The organism is Dactylosporangium sp. NPDC049742, assembly GCF_040674675.1.
In the GTDB taxonomy this organism is placed as follows: Bacteria; Actinomycetota; Actinomycetes; order Mycobacteriales; family Micromonosporaceae; genus Dactylosporangium; species Dactylosporangium maewongense.
The window spans coordinates 71,641-90,739 of the sequence record NZ_JBFANF010000002.1 but is presented as its reverse complement, the minus strand read 5'-3'; the positions used below and the strand labels follow the sequence as shown (position 1 = coordinate 90,739).

General features: G+C 71.0%; 18 protein-coding genes. 11 read left to right on the top strand and 7 right to left on the bottom strand.

Annotated elements, in window-relative coordinates; translation table 11 throughout:
• Nucleotides 1-211: 211 nt before the first annotated feature.
• From serA to AB0J72_RS03975, 3 genes are all read left to right on the top strand, one after another.
• Nucleotides 212-1,822 (top strand): phosphoglycerate dehydrogenase, encoded by a 1,611-nt coding sequence (serA, locus tag AB0J72_RS03985; protein WP_363394160.1) that lies wholly within the window; start codon nucleotides 212-214, stop codon nucleotides 1,820-1,822.
• Between the two features lie 141 nt (nucleotides 1,823-1,963).
• A complete protein-coding gene (locus AB0J72_RS03980) occupies nucleotides 1,964-2,992 on the top strand; it encodes a 3-isopropylmalate dehydrogenase (RefSeq protein ID WP_344508113.1) in 1,029 nt (342 codons plus the stop codon).
• Nucleotides 2,993-3,058: 66 nt separating this feature from the next.
• Nucleotides 3,059-4,156 (top strand): branched-chain amino acid aminotransferase, encoded by a 1,098-nt coding sequence (locus AB0J72_RS03975; RefSeq protein WP_363394157.1) that lies wholly within the window; start codon nucleotides 3,059-3,061, stop codon nucleotides 4,154-4,156.
• A 77-nt stretch (nucleotides 4,157-4,233) separates the two neighbouring features.
• On the opposite strand, the gene AB0J72_RS03970 is transcribed toward AB0J72_RS03975, so the two are convergent.
• Nucleotides 4,234-4,434 (bottom strand): hypothetical protein, encoded by a 201-nt coding sequence (locus tag AB0J72_RS03970; protein ID WP_344508109.1) that lies wholly within the window; start codon nucleotides 4,432-4,434, stop codon nucleotides 4,234-4,236.
• Between the two features lie 980 nt (nucleotides 4,435-5,414).
• Nucleotides 5,415-5,945 carry a carboxymuconolactone decarboxylase family protein gene (locus AB0J72_RS03965; RefSeq protein ID WP_363394152.1) on the bottom strand — a complete coding sequence of 177 codons (531 nt, stop codon included), beginning with the start codon at nucleotides 5,943-5,945 and terminating at the stop codon, nucleotides 5,415-5,417.
• A 370-nt stretch (nucleotides 5,946-6,315) separates the two neighbouring features.
• Here AB0J72_RS03965 and cimA point away from each other — a divergent pair, with 370 nt between their 5' ends.
• Nucleotides 6,316-7,917, top strand: coding sequence for a citramalate synthase (gene cimA / locus AB0J72_RS03960; RefSeq protein WP_363394150.1), 1,602 nt, complete (start codon nucleotides 6,316-6,318; stop codon nucleotides 7,915-7,917).
• A gap of 38 nt (nucleotides 7,918-7,955) precedes the next feature.
• Here cimA and AB0J72_RS03955 read toward each other — a convergent pair whose 3' ends face one another.
• Nucleotides 7,956-8,447: a hypothetical protein gene (locus AB0J72_RS03955; protein WP_363394148.1), complete on the bottom strand. Its 492-nt coding sequence runs from the start codon at nucleotides 8,445-8,447 to the stop codon at nucleotides 7,956-7,958.
• 135 nt (nucleotides 8,448-8,582) lie between these two features.
• Nucleotides 8,583-9,593 (bottom strand): endonuclease/exonuclease/phosphatase family protein, encoded by a 1,011-nt coding sequence (locus AB0J72_RS03950; protein WP_363394146.1) that lies wholly within the window; start codon nucleotides 9,591-9,593, stop codon nucleotides 8,583-8,585.
• Nucleotides 9,594-9,681: 88 nt separating this feature from the next.
• On the opposite strand from AB0J72_RS03950, the gene AB0J72_RS03945 reads away from it, so the two are divergent.
• The 5 genes from AB0J72_RS03945 to AB0J72_RS03925 all read left to right on the top strand — a co-directional run bounded on the left by AB0J72_RS03945 (nucleotide 9,682) and on the right by AB0J72_RS03925 (nucleotide 13,112).
• Nucleotides 9,682-10,449, top strand: a complete 768-nt coding sequence (locus AB0J72_RS03945) for a prolipoprotein diacylglyceryl transferase family protein (protein WP_363394143.1) — start codon at nucleotides 9,682-9,684, stop codon at nucleotides 10,447-10,449.
• Nucleotides 10,446-10,820, top strand: a complete 375-nt coding sequence (locus AB0J72_RS03940) for a hypothetical protein (RefSeq protein WP_363394141.1) — start codon at nucleotides 10,446-10,448, stop codon at nucleotides 10,818-10,820. The genes AB0J72_RS03945 and AB0J72_RS03940 overlap by 4 nt, the downstream gene beginning before the upstream one ends.
• A gap of 85 nt (nucleotides 10,821-10,905) precedes the next feature.
• Nucleotides 10,906-12,462: a radical SAM protein gene (locus tag AB0J72_RS03935; RefSeq protein WP_363394138.1), complete on the top strand. Its 1,557-nt coding sequence runs from the start codon at nucleotides 10,906-10,908 to the stop codon at nucleotides 12,460-12,462.
• On the top strand, nucleotides 12,459-12,725 hold the full coding sequence (locus tag AB0J72_RS03930) for a hypothetical protein (RefSeq protein ID WP_344508095.1): 267 nt from the start codon (nucleotides 12,459-12,461) through the stop codon (nucleotides 12,723-12,725). Before AB0J72_RS03935 ends, AB0J72_RS03930 begins: the two co-directional genes overlap by 4 nt.
• A gap of 105 nt (nucleotides 12,726-12,830) precedes the next feature.
• A complete protein-coding gene (locus AB0J72_RS03925) occupies nucleotides 12,831-13,112 on the top strand; it encodes a hypothetical protein (RefSeq protein WP_363394136.1) in 282 nt (93 codons plus the stop codon).
• A gap of 406 nt (nucleotides 13,113-13,518) precedes the next feature.
• Here AB0J72_RS03925 and AB0J72_RS03920 read toward each other — a convergent pair whose 3' ends face one another.
• The gene (locus tag AB0J72_RS03920; protein ID WP_363394133.1) at nucleotides 13,519-14,055 is read right to left on the bottom strand and encodes a CYTH domain-containing protein; all 537 of its coding nucleotides are present in this window, start codon (nucleotides 14,053-14,055) and stop codon (nucleotides 13,519-13,521) included.
• A gap of 174 nt (nucleotides 14,056-14,229) precedes the next feature.
• Entirely contained in the window at nucleotides 14,230-15,000 is a 771-nt protein-coding gene (locus AB0J72_RS03915; RefSeq protein ID WP_363394130.1) for a 3-methyladenine DNA glycosylase, read from the bottom strand.
• Between the two features lie 30 nt (nucleotides 15,001-15,030).
• Between AB0J72_RS03915 and AB0J72_RS03910 the strand changes: the two genes are divergently transcribed.
• Complete coding sequence (locus AB0J72_RS03910; protein WP_363394127.1) at nucleotides 15,031-16,383, top strand: gluconolaconase; 1,353 nt, start codon at nucleotides 15,031-15,033, stop codon at nucleotides 16,381-16,383.
• Here the strand turns inward: AB0J72_RS03910 and AB0J72_RS03905 are convergent.
• Nucleotides 16,367-18,403 (bottom strand): glycogen debranching N-terminal domain-containing protein, encoded by a 2,037-nt coding sequence (locus AB0J72_RS03905; RefSeq protein WP_363394125.1) that lies wholly within the window; start codon nucleotides 18,401-18,403, stop codon nucleotides 16,367-16,369. The genes AB0J72_RS03910 and AB0J72_RS03905 overlap by 17 nt on opposite strands.
• A gap of 23 nt (nucleotides 18,404-18,426) precedes the next feature.
• On the opposite strand from AB0J72_RS03905, the gene AB0J72_RS03900 reads away from it, so the two are divergent.
• Nucleotides 18,427-19,095 (top strand): hypothetical protein, encoded by a 669-nt coding sequence (locus tag AB0J72_RS03900; RefSeq protein WP_363394122.1) that lies wholly within the window; start codon nucleotides 18,427-18,429, stop codon nucleotides 19,093-19,095.
• Nucleotides 19,096-19,099 lie beyond the last annotated feature (4 nt).

The window sequence follows — 19,099 nt, the reverse complement described above, 5'->3', positions numbered from 1 at the left end:
GAAACGGCAGGTCGGGTCCTTGACCACCGGTCACCCGAACGGGCGGCTGTGATCGCGCTCACGTCCGCGCGGGGACGGGCGGTCGCGGCCCCGGGCCTACCATCGGCGGAAGAGGCCGCCCCGCCCGGCCCCGTCGCCGTTCCAAGTGCGTGGCGTGCAGTGCCGCGCGCCTCGCATCGACGCCAGCCGAAGCCCGAGAGTCGAGGTCCGTATGACCCTCCCTCCTGAACGCCCGGTGGTGCTGATCGCCGAGGAGCTCGCTCCTTCCGCCCTAGAGGTGCTCGCCGACGACTACGAGGTCTGTCACATCGACGGCACCGACCGCCCGGCGCTGCTCAAGTCACTCGCCGACGCCAGCGCGATCATCGTGCGCAGCGCCACCCAGGTCGACGCCGAGGCCGTCGCCGCCGCACCAAGGCTCAAGGTCGTCGCCCGTGCCGGCGTCGGCCTCGACAACGTCGACGTCCCCGCCGCCACCGCCCGCGGTGTCATGGTCGTCAACGCGCCGACGTCCAACATCGTCTCCGCCGCCGAGCAGGCCGTCGCGCTGCTGCTCGCCGTCGCCCGCAACACCGCCGCCGCCTCCGCCGCGCTGAAGGCGGGGGAGTGGAAGCGGTCCAAGTACACCGGCGTCGAGCTGTCCGGCAAGGTCGTCGGCGTCGTCGGCCTCGGCCGCATCGGCGTGCTGTTCGCCCAGCGGATGGCGGCGTTCGGGGTCCGGCTCGTCGCGTACGACCCCTACATCCAGCCGGCCCGTGCGGCCGCCCTCGGCGTGCGCCTGCTCGGCCTCGACGAGCTGCTGCGCGAGAGCGACTTCATCTCGATCCACCTGCCGAAGACCCCGGAGACCGTCGGCCTCATCGGCGCCCGTGAGCTGGGCATCGTCAAGCCGGGTGTGAGGATCATCAACGCGGCCCGCGGCGGCCTCGTCGACGAGCAGGCCCTCGCCGACGCGATCGCCGACGGCCGGGTCGCCGGCGCCGGCATCGACGTCTTCGCCAAGGAGCCATGCGTCGCTTCGCCACTGTTCGTGTTCGACAACGTGGTCGCCACCCCGCACCTGGGCGCGTCGACGGTCGAGGCGCAGGACAAGGCCGGGCTGGCCGTCGCCCGCAGCGTCAAGCTGGCGCTGGACGGCGAGTTCGTCCCTGACGCGGTCAACGTCCAGGTCGGCGGCGTCGTCGCCGAGGAGGTGCGGCCGCTGCTGCCGCTCGCGGAGAAGCTCGGCCGGGCCTTCACCGCGGTCGCCGGCGGGATCGCCTCGGCCGTCACCGTCGAGGTGCACGGCGAGGTGGCACATCACGACGTGTCGGTGCTGAAGCTCGCCGCGACGAAAGGCCTGTTCAGCAGCGTCGTCGCAGAGCAGGTCACCTATGTGAACGCACCGCATCTGGCGGCCGATCGGGGGGTCGAGGTGGCCCTCGCGGTGTTCACCGAGTCCGCCGATCAGACCAACCTGGTGACCGTGCGCGGTGTGCTGCCCGACGGCAGGGTAGCCTCCGTGTCCGGCACGTATGTCGCGGGACCGCGAGAGGCCCTGAAGCTGACGGAGATCGACGGCTTCAGCCTCGAGCTCGCCGCGGAGGGCGTGCTGATGTTCTTCCGATATGCCGACCGCCCCGGCGTCGTCGGATTGGTGGGGTCGATACTGGGGACTGCGGGGGTCAACATCGCGGCGATGCAGGTCGCCCGGCGCGAAGCCGGCGGCGAGGCGCTGATGACGCTGACCGTCGACCAGTCCGTGCACGCGGACCTGCTCAACGAGGCCCAGCAGGCCATCGGCGCCACGGCGGCGAGCACGGTCGACCTGTCGGGCGAGTAAGACGTTCCTCCTAGGGGGCGGGGAGAGTGGCGGCTCTCCCTGCCCCCGTCTTATTTCATTCGCTGTCCATTGTTTGAGATGCGCGTCCACGCTCTAGGACAAGCGCGTACCGTGGGCAGGTCCGAGGAAAGGGGCACAGTGGTGGCGAAGATCGCGGTCGTGGCCGGGGACGGCATCGGGACCGAAGTGGTGGCGCAGGCGCTCAAGGTCCTGCGGGTCATCCTTCCGGACGTCGAGACGACCGACTATGACCTCGGCGCCGCCCGCTACCACCGCACCGGCGAGGTGCTGCCCGACAGCGTCCTGGAGGAGCTGCGCGGCCACGACGCCATCCTGCTCGGCGCCGTCGGTGACCCGACCGTCCCGCCGGGCGTGCTGGAGCGCGGCCTGCTGCTGAAGCTGCGGTTCGACTTCGACCAGTACGTGAACCTGCGCCCGTCGCGCCTGTGGCCCGGCACCACCAGCCCGCTCGCCGGCGTGAAGCCCGGCGAGATCGACCTCGTGGTCGTCCGCGAGGGCACCGAGGGCCTGTACGTCGGGGCCGGCGGCAACCTGCACCCGGGCACGCCCGCCGAGGTCGCCACCGAGGAGAGCCTCAACACCCGCCACGGCGTCGAGCGGGTCATCCGCGACGCGTTCGCCCGGGCCGCGAAGCGTGAGCGGCGCAAGGTGACCCTGGTGCACAAGACCAACGTGCTCACCCACGCCGGTGGCCTGTGGGCCCGCACGTTCAACGCGGTGAAGGCCGAGTTCCCGGACATCGAGACCGAGTACCAGCACGTCGACGCCGCCGCCATGTTCCTGGTGAGCAACCCGCAGCGCTACGACGTCGTCGTCACCGACAACCTCTTCGGTGACATCCTCACCGACATCGCGGCCGCGGTCACCGGCGGTATCGGCCTCGCGGCCAGCGGCTCGATCAACCCCGAGCGCGCCTTCCCGTCGATGTTCGAGCCGGTCCACGGCTCCGCGCCGGACATCGCCGGCAAGGGCATCGCGGACCCGTCCGCCGCCGTGCTGTCCACGGCGCTGCTGCTGGACCACCTCGGCCACCCCGACGCGGCCGCCAAGGTCACGTCCGCGGTCGGCGCCGAGGTCGCGGCCCGGACGCCCGGCTCGGCGCTGTCCACGGACGCGATCGGTGACCGGCTGGCCGCCGCGGTCGCCTGACCCTCCGTGCAGTTGAACGACCGTTCGGGGTAAGTTGCAGACACGACGCGCAACTGGAGGCACGCCATGAACGGCGGGGAAACGCTCGACTTCGAGATCCGTCCCAACCCGGCGCCGGTCAGCGCCGCGGAGCGGTCCGCGCTGCTCACCAACCCCGGCTTCGGGCGGATCTTCACCGACCACATGGTCACGGTGCGCTATGCCGAGGGCAAGGGTTGGTATGACGCCCGCGTCGAGGCCCGTGCGCCGATCCCCATGGACCCGGCGACCGCCGTCCTGCACTACGCCCAGGAGATCTTCGAGGGGCTCAAGGCCTACCGCGCGGCCGACGGCGGCGTCACGCTCTTCCGCCCCGACGCCAACGCCGACCGTTTCCAGCAGTCGGCGGCCCGCATGGCCATGGCGCCCGTGCCGCAGCAGCTGTTCCTGGACGCGCTCAGCGAGCTGATCCGCGTCGACCGCGACTGGGTCCCCTCCGACCCCGAGGGCAGCCTCTACCTGCGTCCGTTCCAGTACGCGAGCGAGGTCTTCCTCGGGGTCAAGCCCTCCTCGGAGTACCTGTTCCTGGTCATCGCCTCCCCGGTCGGCAGCTATTTCAAGGGCGGCGTCAAGCCCGTCAGCGTCTGGGTCTCCCGCGACTACACGCGCGCCGCCCCGGGCGGCACCGGCGCGGCCAAGTGCGGCGGCAACTACGCCGCCAGCCTCGTCGCCCAGGCGGAGGCCATCGAGCACGGCTGCGACCAGGTCGTCTTCCTCGACGCCGTCGAGCAGCACTACGTCGACGAGCTCGGCGGCATGAACGTCTTCTACGTCTTCGACGACGGCAGCCTGCTCACGCCGCCGCTGACCGGCACGATCCTGCCCGGCATCACCCGCGAGTCCGTGCTGCGGCTCGCCGCCGACCAGGGCATGACCGTCCGCGAGGAGCCGTACTCGTACGAGCAGTGGCAGGCCGACGCGCGCAGCGGCCGCCTGCGGGAGGCCTTCGCCTGCGGGACCGCCGCCGTCATCACCCCGATCGGCGTTGTGCGTGACCGCGACGGCGAGTTCACGATCGCCGACGGCGCCGCGGGCAAGGTCACGATGGACCTGCGGGAGCGCCTGGTCGGCATCCAGCGCGGCACCGCTGCGGACCCGCACGGCTGGGTGCGCCGCGTCCTGTAGCACCCGCGTGTTACGGGCGTTCGTACTGTCGGGCTTCTGTCAGGCGGGTGCCGGCTCGCTGGTTTCGCGCGGTTTTGTCACGCTGACCAGCGGCCCAGGTTGGAAGTCCGCCCGTAGCTGGGGCGGACGCCGCGTGGGGTCGGCCGCTCGTACGCCAGCAGCAACGCCTCCTCGGCGAGCTGCGCGTCCGGGCACGGCCAGAACGCCTTGCATTCGCAGAAGTTGTCGGTCCGCGGCTTGTGCGCGTCGTGCAGCGCCCGCGCGACGCGCCACAGCATCGGATCAGCGCAGCCGAACGGAGGCTCGAGCGGCGGCTCACCCCCCGCCTCGCCACCGGACCCCGGCGGAACACCCTCGTCGATCATTTCCGTCGCCCCCAGGCTCCATGTCCCACCGCCGCCGGCCCGCGTTCCGGCGACTGCTGCCGAAACGGTAACCGCCGATCCCGCCCCGGCGCAGACACGCTGTGCGCAACTTGCACGACCGGGCGACACCGTCCCCGTGTGCTACTGGGTCCGACCAGGACAAACACCCCACGGCCCGACCAAAACCCCACCCGAACCGGCAGTCCACAACAACCCGAAAAGTGTCATACCTCGGCGATAGGTTCGATGCGCATCGGAGGCGCTCTTACGCTGGGGGAGGCGGTGGTTGCTGTCCGCATGCGGGTTCGCCGATCCGTCGCGCTCGCCGCCGTGGTTCACAACCGGTGCAACGCACGCTGATCGCGGGCTTGGCCTCCGCCGTCGCGGTTTCCGTTCGTGCCGTGGGTGGCGTGATCGAAGTCGCGTGGTGGCCGTCCGGGCGGCCAGGGGTGTCCTTCGATCATGGTGGCGGTCGGCTCTCGTGGTTGCCGTCTGTGCCGTGGTCGCGGTGGTGCTTCCCGGCCGCCGTTCTCGCCTGGTCCTGCATCGTCGGGGCGTCGTTCGGTGCTTCCACACCGTCGTTGGCTTTCACACCCCGCCCACATCACACCGACCGCCGACGCCGCACCCCTCCGCCGTGGCCTTACGACCCGTCCACATCACACCGGCCGTCGACGCCGCACCCCTCCGCCGTGGGCTTACGACCCGTCCACATCGCACCGGCCGTCGCCGACGTGCCCGCCGTCGTTGGTTTCAGGACCGGTGCACGTCGGGCTGGCTGCGGCGTCGGATTTGCGGGTGTTGTGGGGCTGGTTGCCTGGGGCGAACCTGGGCGGAATGCAGAGTACGGGTGCCGGAGCCGCCACTCCGACACCCGTACAAGAGGAAAGCCCCTAAACGGAAGCTGCCTCTGCATCGAGGGTCACGGCCAACGCGTGAACTACCGCGGCGACGCGTAGACCCTCGTCGACCACTTCGCGGGACACCCCTGCACCACGAAGTGATCTTTCGTGCGATTCCAGGCACACCCCGCACCCGGTGATCGCGGATACTGCTATGGACCACAGCTCGGTGTCGACCGTGCCGACGCCGGGCCAGGTGGTCACCTGGCGGCGCAGCCGCGCCGGCAGGTGCTGGTACGCCTCGTCACCGATGAGGTGCTTGGCGCGGAAATATACGTTGTGGATTGCCATGCGCGCGGCAACCGCCTTGGCTGCTTCAACAGCCTCGGGCTTCAGATGATTCCCGGCCTCGGCAAGGATCGAGCGGAACACGAAGGCGCTCCGTGTGGTCATCGCGCAGGAGAGCGCGGTGCCCCACAGCTGCTGCTCGGTGAGCAGGGTGCCGGCGAGGGCGGCGTCGAGGTTCAACTCGACGTCCTTCGCATACGACGGCAGCGCGGCCTTCAGTGCCTCGATCGACATCAGACCGACGGCCTACCCGGACGGGCCTCACCAACGGTGAGCACGGGAACCTCCTTGGTGCGTTCGCTTGACTGGTTCCAACCTTGACCGACGCTCGTTACGGGGACATGACGAACAGGGTGAATCGTGAAGCAGATCACCTGGGTTCTCAGAATTCGGAATCACATGCCACGGATCGCGCGGTCGTGGCAAGCTACCCAACGTGACTCGGCTCATTATTGGCCCTTAGCGCGACCAGCATCCCCTCGCTGGCCGCGCAGACCTCTCGCATTCGCGAGGGGTCTTTTTGTTGGTCCACCCGCCGGAAGCCGCCAGGGCCGCCAGGGCCGCCCAGAAGCCAAATCCCAAAGCCCAAAGCCAGGAGAAGACCATGCAGGTGTACGACACCACGCTGCGCGACGGGGCCCAGCGCGAGGCGATCAGCTACTCAGTCGTCGACAAGCTGGCGGTCGCCCGGCTGCTCGACGAGTTCGGCGTCGGGTTCATCGAGGGCGGCTGGCCGGGCGCGATGCCGAAGGACACGGAGTTCTTCCGGAGAGCCAGGACCGAGCTGGACCTCAAGCACGCGGTGTTCGTCGCGTTCGGGGCCACCCGCAAGGCCGGCGTCCGGGTGCAGGACGACCAGCAGGTGCGGGCGCTGCTCGACGCGGAGACGCCGGCCGTGACCCTGGTCGCCAAGTCCGACCTGCGGCACGTGGAGCGGGCCCTGCGCACCACGGCGGAAGAGAACCTGGCGATGGTCCACGACACCGTCGCGTACCTGGTGGCCGAGGGGCGGCGGGTGTTCCTGGACCTGGAGCACTTCTTCGACGGGTACGCCTTCGACCCGGAGTACACCGCGAAGGTCGCCGCGACCGCGCTCGCCGCCGGCGCCGAGAAGGCGGTCATGTGCGACACGAACGGCGGGATGCTGCCGTCGCTGATCACCCGGGCGATCGGCGAGGTCAAGGGCAGGCTCTCGGTCGCGCTCGGGATCTCCGAGGCCGAGGCGGTCGAACGGCTCGGCATCCACTGCCAGAACGACACCTCGTGCGCGGTCGCCAACACGGTCGCCGCCGTCGAGGCGGGCGTCCCGCACTTCCAGTGCACCGCGAACGGCTACGGCGAGCGGCCCGGCAACGCCGACCTCTTCGCCGTCGTCGGCAACCTTCAGCTGAAGCTCGGCATGCCGGTCCTACCGGACGGGTGCGTCGAGCAGATGGTGCGCGTCTCGCACGCCATCGCAGAGATCGCAAACATCGCACCCGACACCCACCAGGCTTATGTCGGGTCGTCAGCGTTCGCTCACAAGGCGGGCCTGCACGCGAGCGCGATCAAAGTGGATCCCGTGCTCTACAACCACATCGACCCGGTCGTCGTGGGCAATGACATGCGGATCCTTGTCACCGAGATGGCCGGACGGGCCAGCATCGAGCTCAAGGCACGCGAGCTCGGCGTCGACCTGTCCGGTCATCCGGAGGCGCTGTCGCGGGTCACCACCCGCGTGAAGGACCTGGAGGCGCGGGGCTGGTCGTTCGAGGCCGCCGACGCGTCGTTCGAGCTGCTGGCCCGCGCCGAGCTCGCCGACGGTGCGGTGCCGAAGCCGTTCGCGCTGGAGTCGTACCGCGTCATCGTCGAGCACCGCGAGGACGGCGCCGTGGTGTCGGAGGCGACGGTGAAGGTCCGCGTCCGGGGTGAGCGGATCATCGCGACGGCGGAGGGCAACGGCCCGGTCAACGCCCTCGACGAGGCGCTGCGGGTGGCGCTGACCCGGCACTACCCCGAGCTGTCGCGCTTCGAGCTGGCCGACTACAAGGTCCGCATCCTCGAGGGCAGCCACGGCACGGGTGCCGTCACGCGGGTGCTGGTCGAGACGCGCTCGACGGGGGAGGACTGGACGACCGTCGGCGTCCACGAGAACGTCGTGGAGGCGAGCTGGACCGCGCTGGTCGACGCGCTGAGCTACGGCCTGTCCCGCCAGGTGCGGGTGTAGCGGACCCGAAGGGTGGGGCCGTCAGCCGGCCCCACCCGTCACGGGCACTTGTTCTGCCGGAAGGCGGTCAGTGATGCTGCGTCCGGCTCGAACTTCCACTGGCCGTTCTGATACTTGATGGTGTTGGTGCCGCTCGCCGCGGCCCCGCTCGCCGGCGTCCGCGTCCACTTGACCGTGGCCGTGGAGTCGTCGACCGGTGTCACGCCGGTGACCAGGTAGTCGCCCTGCAGCCCGGTGCAGGTCGAGACCAGGTCGACGTAGGCTTCCTTGTTGATGGCCGACTGCGCGGTGTCGGTCCAGAGCTCCCAGGCTCCGGCCCAGTCGCCGGATGACAGGTTTTCGAACACCTGCTCCGCCGTGACCTGCGCGGTCTGTGGGTCCTGCGGCTGGGCGGTCACCTCAACCGTCGGACGGTCGGCGGACGGTGACTCGCCCGAGTCATCCTTCTTGTCCGAGCAGCCCGCAAGGACGCTCGTCAGCACAACCGGCGCGATGACGGCGAGCGCGATGCCGCGGAAGGTTCGTGTCACCCATCTGCTCCAACGTGGTTCTGTCGGGGCGTTCCGCCCGATCCGTACGTGAAGGTACTCCCGGCCAACGAACCGCGTATAGCCGGAGGTACGCGCGAGTGATCTTTCGGGCGCCATTCGGCATGATCGGACAGGTCAGGCGTCGGCCTTTGGGAGCACCAGCTCGGCGAAGACGGCCTTGTGGTCGGTCCCCGCGATCTTGTGGATCACGACCTTCCGCACCCCGACGCGCTCATCGGTCAGCACGTGGTCGAGCGTCACGCCGGGGATGAACCACCGATCGTCGTAGGGCCACGACGTGTCGAGCCCGGCGCCGACGACGTCCGCGGCGTCGTGGTAGCCCTTCTCGAGCACGTCGCGGAACGCCTCGTGGTCGAGCGTCGCGTTGAAGTCGCCGATGAGCAGGTTGACCGGTCCGGCCGGGGTCGCGGCGGGCTGCGCGGCCAGATCCGACACCCAGCAGGAGTCCCGGGAGCCGTCCGACGGGGCGCACGGGTGCACCGACTCGACGTGCAGCTCGAGGGCGCCCGGGACCCGTACACCCGCCTGCGCCTGACCGAAGTCGGACGTGAACCGCCGGTATCCCTTGTCGGTGAGCGGGAAGCGGCTGTAGACGGCCGAGCCGCTCACGCCGGGGCGCGGGTAGGACACCGCGTTGGGCAGCAGCTGCTCCAGGCCGGCCCGGCGCAGCGCGGTGCGCGCCTCGTCGGTGTACTCCTGCACGGCGAGCAGGTCGACGGAGCCCGCGCGCACGAGGCCGACGATGCGGTCGGGGTCGGCGCGGCCGATGAGCATGTTGACGCTCATGACCCGCAGCGTCGGACCCTCGGTCGCGCCCGCGTCGCCGTCGGAGATCCAGCGGGGCAGCACACACGCCGCGAACGCGACGGTCACCACCGCCGCCGCGACCGCCGGCCAGATCCGCTTCGTCAGCAGGGCCATCGCCAGCGGTACCAGCGAAACAACCGCGACATAAGGGGTGAACGCGATCAGCTGGACCGTCGGGAAGCCACTCTCCAGGCCGAACACCCGGGCCGCCGCCCACGCCGCGAAGGGCGCGATGAGCAGCCACAGCAGCACGGTCAGCCACGGCCGCCGCCGCCGGGAGATCTCGGCGGCGGGCGCGAACTCCTCGGTGCTGACCATTCCGCCAGGGTAGGCGAGGCGCGCCAGCCGGCCCGGTCCCTGCTGAGAATCTTCACAGAACCCGCCGGCGGGCTACTACGCTGCGCAGGTGCATCCGGTCATCGTGCGGCTCGGTCCGGTCGCGATCCTGACCCACGACGTGTGCGTGGCGGCCGGCATCGCGGTCGCGGCGCTGGTCTTCCTGTGGGAGATCCGCCGCCGCCGGGCGCAGGACGACCGGCTCTGGTACGTGCTGGCCGGCGCCCTCGTCGGCGGTGCCCTCTTCGCCCGGCTCGGCACGTGGGCGCAGCACCTCGACCCGCGCGACAACGCGTCGCTGCTGGAGCAGTGGGCGTACGGCAACCGCAGCATCCTGTCCGGCCTCGTCGGCGCGTACGTCGGCGCGATCGTGGCCAAGAAGGTGTCCGGCTACCCGTGGCGGACCGGCGACCTCTTCGCCCCCGCCGTCGCGGCCGGGATGGCGGTCGGCCGCGTCGGCTGCCTGCTCGCCGAGCCGCCCGGCACCCCGACCGGCCTGCCGTGGGGCATCACGCTCGACGCGGCGCAGGCCGAGGCGATGCACACGCCCGCCGGCGTGCCGCTGCACCCGTCCTTCGCGTACGAGATCCTCTTCCACGCCGTCGCGTTCGGCGCGCTGCTCGCGCTGCGCCGGAAGGTGACCGCGCCGGGCGCGCTGTTCAAAATCTATCTGGCCGCTTACGCCGCGTTCCGTTTCATGGTGGAGTTCGTGCGGGGCAACGAGGTGGTGTGGGCCGGCCTGACCCGGCCGCAGCTGTTCCTCCTGGCCTGCCTGCCGCTCATCGTGGCGGGCCTCGTCAAAGATCTGGTGCGACAGAAGGAAACGGTGGCCGCATGAATCCGAACTGGACGGTGCCGACGCCGCCGCCGGACGGGGACCGCCCGATCCGCGGCAGGAAGGTCGCCGCGGGGCTCGGCATCGCCGCCGCCGCGCAGGTCCTCGTCATCATCATCGGCGTGGTCGTGACGATCGCCTTCGGCGCTTCGGACAAGAGCGAGAACGCGCTGCTCGGCGTCTACCTGGAGATGCTGCTGCAGGTGGTGCTGTTCGTCGCGTGCCTGGTGGTCGGCATCGTCTGGATCGTGCGCCGGGACCGGGGCCTCGGCATCGGCATCCTCATCGGCTGGGCGGTCAGCGTCATCGTCTTCCCCATCGCGGGGATCGGCGTCTGCATCGCCATCGTCAACGCGAACACGGGGACCGCATGAGCGGGCCGGAGCGCAGCGGAGGGCTGCGAATCGGTGTTGCAGGTTGGAGCTCAGGCCGGCGCCGGAGCGCAGCGGAGGTGACGGCATGAGCACCGGAATGCAGCTTCGTGGGGACCGGATCCACCGGTACGTCAACGCCTTCTGCCCACAGTGCCACGACGAGCACCCCGACCGTCCACTGGAGACGGTGCAGCGGCTGTCGGGCTGGCTCGCCGAGCGCGACGGCCGGATCTGGCTTGAGCGTGGCTGCCCCTCGCACGGTCTCGTCCGCACGCTGTACGACGAGTCGCCGGAGATCCTGCGGTACCTGGAGCAGTGGACCGCCCCGACGAAGTCGCACGTGCCGGACCTCGCCGGGAACTTCGCGCCCGTGCCGTCGGCGTACCTCGCCGGCCTGCCGGAGATGCAGACCCAGCACACCTGCATCCTGCTCGCCGACCTCACCGACAGCTGCAACCTGCGCTGCCCCACCTGCTTCACCGACTCCTCCCCGGCGATCGAGGGCGTCGTGCCGCTCGCCGAGGTGCTGGCCAGCGTCGACACGAAGCTGTCCCGGGAGAACGGGCGCATCGACGTGCTCATGCTGTCCGGCGGCGAGCCCACGCTGTACCCGCAGCTGGCCGAGCTGCTGCGGGAGGTCTCCGCCCGCAACGTCGTGCGGATCCTCATCAACTCCAACGGCGTGAAGATCGCCCGCGACGACGCGCTGCTGGACCTGCTCACCGAGCACCGCGAGCGGGTCGAGGTCTATCTCCAGTACGACGGCGTCTCCGAGCGCGCCGCCCGCCACCACCGCGGCGCCGACCTGCGCCGCCTCAAGGACCAGGCGGTCGACCGGCTCTCCTCCCGCGGCATCTTCACCACCCTCACCATGACGTGCGCCCTCGGCGTCAACGACGACGAGATCGGCGCCGTCGTGAAGCGCGCGCTCGACACCCCGTACGTCGGCGGCGTCTCCCTGCAGCCGCAGTTCGGCTCCGGTCGTTCGGGTGCGATCGACCCCCTCGACCGTCTCACCCACACCGGCGTCCTGGCCCGCCTCGGCCCGCAGACCGGCGACCAGGTCACCTGGCGCGACCTGACCGCCCTGCCCTGCTCGCACCCGCACTGCTGCTCCGTGGGGTACCTGCTGCGCGACGACGCGGGGGAGTGGCAGTCGATGACCAAGCTCATCGGCCACGACCGCCTCCTGACGTTCCTGGACCTCTCCCCGGACCTCGTCGCCAACCGCATCGCCGACGTCCAGCTCCCGTTGGCGCTGCGGACCGCCGTCAAGGACTCGCTGCTGGGCCTGCTGTCCGAGCAGTCGTCGCTGTCCCACCCCGACGTCGGCTCGCTCTGGCGCGACATCTGCGAGAACTGCGACCTCGGCATCTCGACCCTCACCACGCTGGTCTCCTCGTCCCTGCCCGGCGGCCGCAACCGCCTGCGCAAGATGCTCGGCGAACGCGTCAAACGCATCACGGTCAAGCCCTTCATGGACATGCACACGATGATCGAGGAGCGCCTCCTGCAGTGCTGCGTGCACGTCGCCACCGTCGCCACCGCCGCTGACGGCTCCCCGGCACACCAGTGCGCCCCGTTCTGCGCCGTCCAGGCCTGGCCGGCCCTCTCCGCCCAACGCCTGCCCAGGGCGCTGTGACGACCCCGCCCGCGCAGCCCTACGACCCGCTGCGCCTCTGCGTGTACGCGACGATCGCCGCCCTCGCGTGGCTCCTGGGCCCGGTCGCCCTGCTCGGCTTCGCCCTGCTCGGCTTCTTCGGCTACCTCCGCGCCCGCCGCCAGGGCCTGACCCGCTCCAAGTGCGTCCTGCGCGACACCCGCCTGGTCCTGACCTACCTGGCCGCCCTGACCCTGGCCGCCACCGCCGGCATCACCTGGAACGTCTACACCTGGCTCACCTGACCCCACCCCCAGGCCTCGCGAGCGGCGTCGGCGATCTGGGTCGCCAGATCCAGGCTGCGTGCCCCCGACGTCTCACCTGCGGTGCTCGAAGGCCTTCACGTCGCCGTGGAACAGCTGAACAACGACTACTCGCACATGGAGCCGGCAGTCCTGGTCGAGGAGGGCCAGCGGTGGCTCAACCGGCTGATCGCGCTACACGACGGCAGGCTGTCCCTCGAGCAGCACCGCGAGGTGCTGTCGCCCGCAGAAGAGGTCATCCGATCGGGCACCACTCCCGACGGCATTGTTCGCAGGCCAATGCGGGGGCAGAAGCGCACATCAGTCGCGGAGTTGTCGCTGCGAAGCAAGGCGATCTTGAGGCCGCGCAGAACGCCTGATACTGGTTGATCGCACCGCCGCATCAGCACCGCACGGGGGTGTCATGCTCCGTGGGGCAGCATCTGACCACCACGGCGTCGGCGCTCGCCACACGAACCATCACGGCACAGAGCATCGCGGCGTGGGCCGGCACAGCGCAGATCAGCACAGCGCATAGCCGCGCAGAGCATCATGGGATCGTCCGCTCAGTCCAGGTGGGCTGTGTCGCCGCTCCCGGAAGACTGACCCCCGGGCGATCGGCATGGGTCACCGCGTCGCCTGGCCGGCTCTGCTTGGGTCATCGCGCCGCTGAGCGGTTTCAGGCCGAACGGTCACGCCGCCAGCCCGACACCGCACGCCATGCCGCGCGGGCCGCTGCCCGGAGCCGGCGGCCGGGGGACCGATCAAGCGGACTGCCCAGAGGGAGGCTCCGAGGTCACGAGAAGCTCACGACCTCATGTTCGCCAAGCTCGATACCGTACCGCTTGTAGACCTTCGTGGTGTTCTCGCTCGTGAGCTGCGACTCCTCGTACCCGAGAAGGGCGGCGACGCGGCGCACCTCCTCCGGCGAGGAGGCCTCGATCTCCAGGTACGGCGGGATCATCGGCCACTCGTCGATCTCCAGTTGAGCGCCGTCGAGGGTGAAGCTGGTTCTGCGGTTCTCCTGGTAGGACTTCGGGTGGAAACCGAGGAAGCCCAGGAGCTCGTTCGTCGCGTCCAGGTCGTCCACGGTGACCTCGACCTCGTAGGTGCCGTCGATACCGTCGTGGGAGATCTCCTTGACGGCGAGCGTGGTCTTCGTGCCGTTGTCGCGCAGCCGGATCCACTTGCTCTCGTCGCCCGCGACGATGTCGTACACGTAGCGGCGCTGGAGCGTCGGGGTGCTGACCTCACTGCCGTTCTTGGAAAGAATCAGGTCCGCCATCGCGGCCGGGTCGATGTCGAGCACCTTCGCCTCGAACTCTGCGGGCACGTCGAGTCCTTTCACAGCAAATCGGTCGTCGGGCAACTGGCGGCGCTTGGGTCCTGCCGCGCCGCTGAGGACGGCCTGCACGACCTGGGCCAGTCCAACACCGCGATCGGGTTGTGCGCAGGTCGGTCGTGACCGCCGGCTAGACGAGGGCCGCGGCCGCATCCTCGGCGCGGCCTACTGTTCCACGGCTTGGGGCAGGGCGGTGTCGCAGTGGGTGATGAGGGCGGCGCGCAGGGGGGTGGCGCGGTCGGACAGGTCGCGTTGGCGGCGGGTGTACTCGGCGCGGCCTTCGGGGGTTTCGATCGGGACCGGGGGGTAGCCGAGGGTGGCCAGGTCGTACGGGCTGGCCTGCATGTCGAGAGTGCGGATGTCGGCGGCCAGCTCGAAGCAGTCGGCGATCAGTTCGCCGGGGGTCAGCGGGCTGAGCTTGTAGGACCACTTGTACAGGTCCATGTTGGCGTGCAGGCAGCCTGGCTGCTCGTTGGCGAGCTGGGTTTCGCGGGTCGGTTGCAGCAGGTTCAGCGACCGGGCGGGGGCGGTGTAGAAGCGGAAGGCGTCGAAGTGGCTGCAGCGGATGCGGCTCGCCTCGACGACGGCGTCGGTGCCGGTGGGGCCGAGGCGCAGCGGCCACGCGTTGTGGCGGAGCTCGTCCTGCGTCTGGCGGTAGACCATCGCCCACTCGTGCAGGCCGAAGCAGCCCAGGTGCGGGGGTCTGGCCGCGGTCGCCACGAGCAGGTCCCGGACCCAGGCGACGGTCTCCGGCCGGCGGTGCGGGGCGCCGCCCGGACGCCACTGGCGCAGCTGCGCGGGCCGGAACGAGTAGTACGTGAACAGGAAGTCGAGCACCGGGTGCTTCTCGCCGCGGCGGCGGCGCTCCAGGTGCGGCACGATCCACCGGTCGACCCGTGCCTCGTGGGCGGCCCTGCGGGCGTCGTCTGAGAGCACGCGACAAGCTTAGGTTGTACCGTCACACGCATGCGCAAGCTCGGTGCACTGCTCGCGGCGACCACGGCCTGCACATTGTTGCTCGCGGGGTGTGGTGGCGAGCCGGAGGAGCGGGGCGAGCCGGCGGCGCCGAGCTCGTCCACGGCGGGAGGCGCCTCGGCGGGGGCGCCGGCGCTGGCGCTCGGGAAGCCGACGAGCGTCAAGGTCGCCGTGGGCGCGGGGGTGAACGGGGCGCCGTTCGACGTGGCGCGCAACGTGACGATGCCGGCGGGGTGGGGCGCGTCGGTCTACGCGCGGGTCGAGAAGGCCAGGTTCCTGGCGGTCACGCCGAGCGGTGACCTGCTGGTGTCCCAGCCCGCGCAGGGCAAGGTCCGCGTGGTGCGGGCCGGGAAGGTCACCGAGTTCGCGTCCGGGCTCAACCGGCCGCACGACATGGTGTTCGCCGAGGTCGGCGGAGCGACGTGGCTGTTCGTGGCCGAGGCGGACAAGGTCGTGCGCTACCCGTACCAGAGCGGGGACCTCAAGGCGCACGACGGCCAGGTGGTCGTCGACGGGCTTCCCGACACCAGCACGCCGGAGCTGCGCGGCAACTACGCGCACGTGCTGAAGAACATCGCGGTGAAGGACGGCAAGCTGTACGTGTCGATCGCCTCCACCTGCAACGCGTGCGTCGAGGACACCGTCAGCGACCCGCAGCGCGCCGCGATCTACACGTTCGACGCCGCGGGGAAGAACGCGGGCAGGCACCTGCTGGCGCGCGGCATCCGCAACGCCGAAGGGCTGGCGTTCCGGCCCGGCACCGACGAGCTGTGGGCCGTGGTCAACAACCGCGACAACACGCTCGTCCCCGACGACCGCGACGTCGACGGCGACGGCAAGTCCGACAAGGGCAAGCGGATGAGCCAGTTCGTCGACCAGTACCCGGTCGAGGAGCTCATCAAGGTCCGCGACGGCGGCTTCTACGGCTGGCCGTTCTGCAACCCCAACAGCGACAACGGCACCCACAACCTGCCGTTCCACCGCGACTACGAGCTCAACCGCGACGGCCAGAGGGCCGACTGCACCAAGGCCGACCCGATCGACCTCGGCCTGCCCGCGCACACCGCGCCGCTGGGCCTGACCTTCGTGCCGGCCCTCGAGGGCGCCGTCGTGCCGCTGCACGGCTCGTGGAACAGCACGAAGCCCGTCGGCTACAAGGTCGTCTTCGTCCCGTGGACCACCGGCGGCCCCGGCGACCCGGTCGACCTCCTCAGCGGCCTCGTCGACACGAAGGCCGGCAAGCCCTGGCTCCGCCCCGTGGACGCCGCCCTCGACGCCGACGGCTCCATCCTCGTCAGCGACGACTTCGCCGGTGCGATCCTGCGCCTCACCCCGCCGAAGTAGACCCGATCTTCGCGGGGGTGCCGTCGGCGAGCAGGAACGCGACGCCGACGGGTCCATTGTGGACCGTGACGGCGCCGTCGGCGGAGACGGAGACGTCCAGCAGGCCGTCGGCGACCTTCAGGCCGCGGACGCGGAACGCGCCGACCGGCGACGGGGTGAGCGGGTCGAACGTGACGCGGCCGGCGGGGATGTCGACGTCCAGGCCCAGCAGCGCGACGAGCAGCGCGGGCCCCGCGGCGGCGGCCCAGGCCTGCGGGCGGCACGCCGCCGGGTACGGCGTCGCGTCGTCGTCGCCGCCGTACAACTCGGGCAGCCGGAAATCGAAGCGTCCGGCGGCGTCGAGGAGGGCGCCCACCAGCGCCGCCGCCTCCTTGCGGTGGCCGTCGCGGGCCAGGCCGAGCAGCGCGATCGCGGTGTCGTGCGGCCAGACCGAGCCGGCGTGGTAGGAGCCGGGGTCGTAGCCGGCCGACGACCGGGCGAGGGTCCGCAGCCCGAACGGGGAGCGCAGGCGGGTCAGCCAGCCGGCGACCGCGGCGCTCTCGGCGGGTGACAGCAGGCCGGTGCCGAGCAGGTGGCCCATGTTCGACGCCACCGCGTCGACCTGCTCGCCGGTGCCGGTGACGGCGAGCGCCGGAAAGCCGCCCGGGCACCAGAACGCGGCCCGGAACCGGTCCGCGAGGTCGGCCGCCGCCGAACGCCACCGCTCGGCGCCCGGGCGGCCGAACGCGTCGAGCAGGCCGGCGCCTTCGCGGAAGGCTTGGTACGCGTACGCCTGGACCTCGCACAGCGCCAGGGTCCCGCTCGCGACGCGCCCGTCGGCGAACTGGATGCCGTCGGCGGAGTCCTTCCAGCCCTGGTGGGTGAGGCCGGCGCCGGTGGTGCGATAGGTGACGAGGCCGCCGTGCCCGGCGAGCCACGCGAGGGCGGCCTCGACGGCGGGCAGCAGGGCCTCCACGGCGTCGGGGCGCATGCCCCAGCGGTACGCGTCGGCGAGGGTGCAGACGAAGAGCGCGGTCGCGTCGACGGTGCCGTAATAGACCGGCGGCAGTCGGTGCGCGGCGTCCTCGCGGCGGATCTCGTGCGGGATCCGGCCGGGCTCTTCTTCGGTTTCGCCGGTGTACGAGATGTCGTGGCGGGTCGAGGTGTCTTGCTGTTTCGGGGAGTCCTGCTCGGCCGAAGCGCCTTGGTGAGCCGAAGTGCCTTGTTGCGCCGAGGTCGCGGTGCCTTGGTGGGCGGCGAGCGTTCGTAGTGTGCCGGCGGCGACGTCGGTCCCCAGTGGCAGGGCGAGCCGCGCCGACCAGAGCGCGTCCCGGCCGAACAGCGTCAGGTACCACGGGCTGCCGGCGCTGTAGTACAGATCGCCGCGGCGCAGCGCGTCGAGGTCCTGGACGCCGGTGCGCACCAGCGCGTCGAGCCGGGCGTCGCCGGCCGCGACCCGCAGCGTGCTGAACCGCTTGGCCCGCGGGATCGGCGGGACGTCGGTGCGGGTGAAACGCAGCTCGACCGTCCACTGCTCCCCGGGCGCCAGCGTGACGGTCCACCGCAACGCGTCGCCGGCCTCATCGGGCGCCGGCGTGGCGTCGAGGCGGACCGACATGCCGTCCCCGGACCGCGCCCCGGCGAGCAGCGGCACCATGTCCACTGTGGAGCCGTCGCGGACCGCGCCGGTGGTGGCGAAGTCCGTCGCGGCCGCCACCGCCAGCGTGACCACCCGCGGCTCGCCGGCCTTGTTGGCCAACGAGATGGTCTCGGTGCCACCCAGCGGCTCGGCCAGCCGGTTACGTGCGATGGCGAGGTTTCCCCGTACATCCGCGAAAACCGCTGAAGCAGCACCGGTGCGACGCACGTCCCGCGCCGCCACGGCCACGCCGTCGACCGTGATCTCCAGCCGGGCGAGCACCCGGCGGTCCTCGACGTAGAGCCCGTCGGCGCCGCCGGTGAGCTGACCGGACGGCCCCGACAACCACGTCGCGGGGGCGGCCACACAGGTCACGTGCGCGTGCAGGTCGTGATTCGCCACACGTCGCACGGTACGTTAGCCGCGTGAGCAGCGATGCGAGACCGGGTTGGCTGCGGCGCACCGAGGCCGAGCAGCGGTGGCCCGCCGCGCTCGCGATCGCCGTCGCGGTGGCCGTGCACCTGCTGCTGCCGGCCGACCTGGCGCCCCGCCCGCGCTGGCTGCTGCCGGGCCTGGAGGCGGCCCTGCTGATCAGCGTCGTCGTGGTCAACCCGCTGCGGATCAACCGGGAGACCCGCATCCTGCGGCCGCTGAGCATCTGCCTGGCCGCGCTGCTCGGCGTCGCGACCGCGTGGTCGGCGGCGCTGCTCGTGCGGGCGCTGTTCGGGCAGGGGCACATCGCGCCGTCACATCTGCTGCTGTGGGCCGCCGCGATCTGGCTGACGAACGTCATCGTGTTCGCCCTCTGGTTCTGGGAAGGCGACCGCGGAGGCCCGGCGGCGCGCGCCGACGGGAGCAACCCGCACCCCGACTTCCTCTTCGCCCAGATGACCGCCGGCGACCTCGTGCCCCGCGACTGGGAGCCGGGGTTCTTCGACTACTTCTACCTGTCGTTCACCAACGCCACCGCGTTCAGCCCGACCGACACCCTGCCGATGTCCACCTGGGCCAAGGCCGGCATGCTCGTCGAGTCCGCCGTCTCGCTCGCCACCGTCCTGCTCGTCGTGGCCCGCGCGGTGAACGTGATCGGCTGAGGCC

Coding starts and splice junctions, on each gene's coding strand:
- serA (WP_363394160.1), top strand. CDS start 212: ATGACCCTCCCTCCTGAACGCCCGGTGGTGCTGATCGCCGAGGAGCTC.
- AB0J72_RS03975 (WP_363394157.1), top strand. CDS start 3,059: ATGAACGGCGGGGAAACGCTCGACTTCGAGATCCGTCCCAACCCGGCG.
- AB0J72_RS03970 (WP_344508109.1), bottom strand. CDS start 4,434: ATGCTGTGGCGCGTCGCGCGGGCGCTGCACGACGCGCACAAGCCGCGG.
- AB0J72_RS03965 (WP_363394152.1), bottom strand. CDS start 5,945: ATGTCGATCGAGGCACTGAAGGCCGCGCTGCCGTCGTATGCGAAGGAC.
- cimA (WP_363394150.1), top strand. CDS start 6,316: ATGCAGGTGTACGACACCACGCTGCGCGACGGGGCCCAGCGCGAGGCG.
- AB0J72_RS03950 (WP_363394146.1), bottom strand. CDS start 9,593: ATGGTCAGCACCGAGGAGTTCGCGCCCGCCGCCGAGATCTCCCGGCGG.
- AB0J72_RS03940 (WP_363394141.1), top strand. CDS start 10,446: ATGAATCCGAACTGGACGGTGCCGACGCCGCCGCCGGACGGGGACCGC.
- AB0J72_RS03935 (WP_363394138.1), top strand. CDS start 10,906: ATGAGCACCGGAATGCAGCTTCGTGGGGACCGGATCCACCGGTACGTC.
- AB0J72_RS03910 (WP_363394127.1), top strand. CDS start 15,031: ATGCGCAAGCTCGGTGCACTGCTCGCGGCGACCACGGCCTGCACATTG.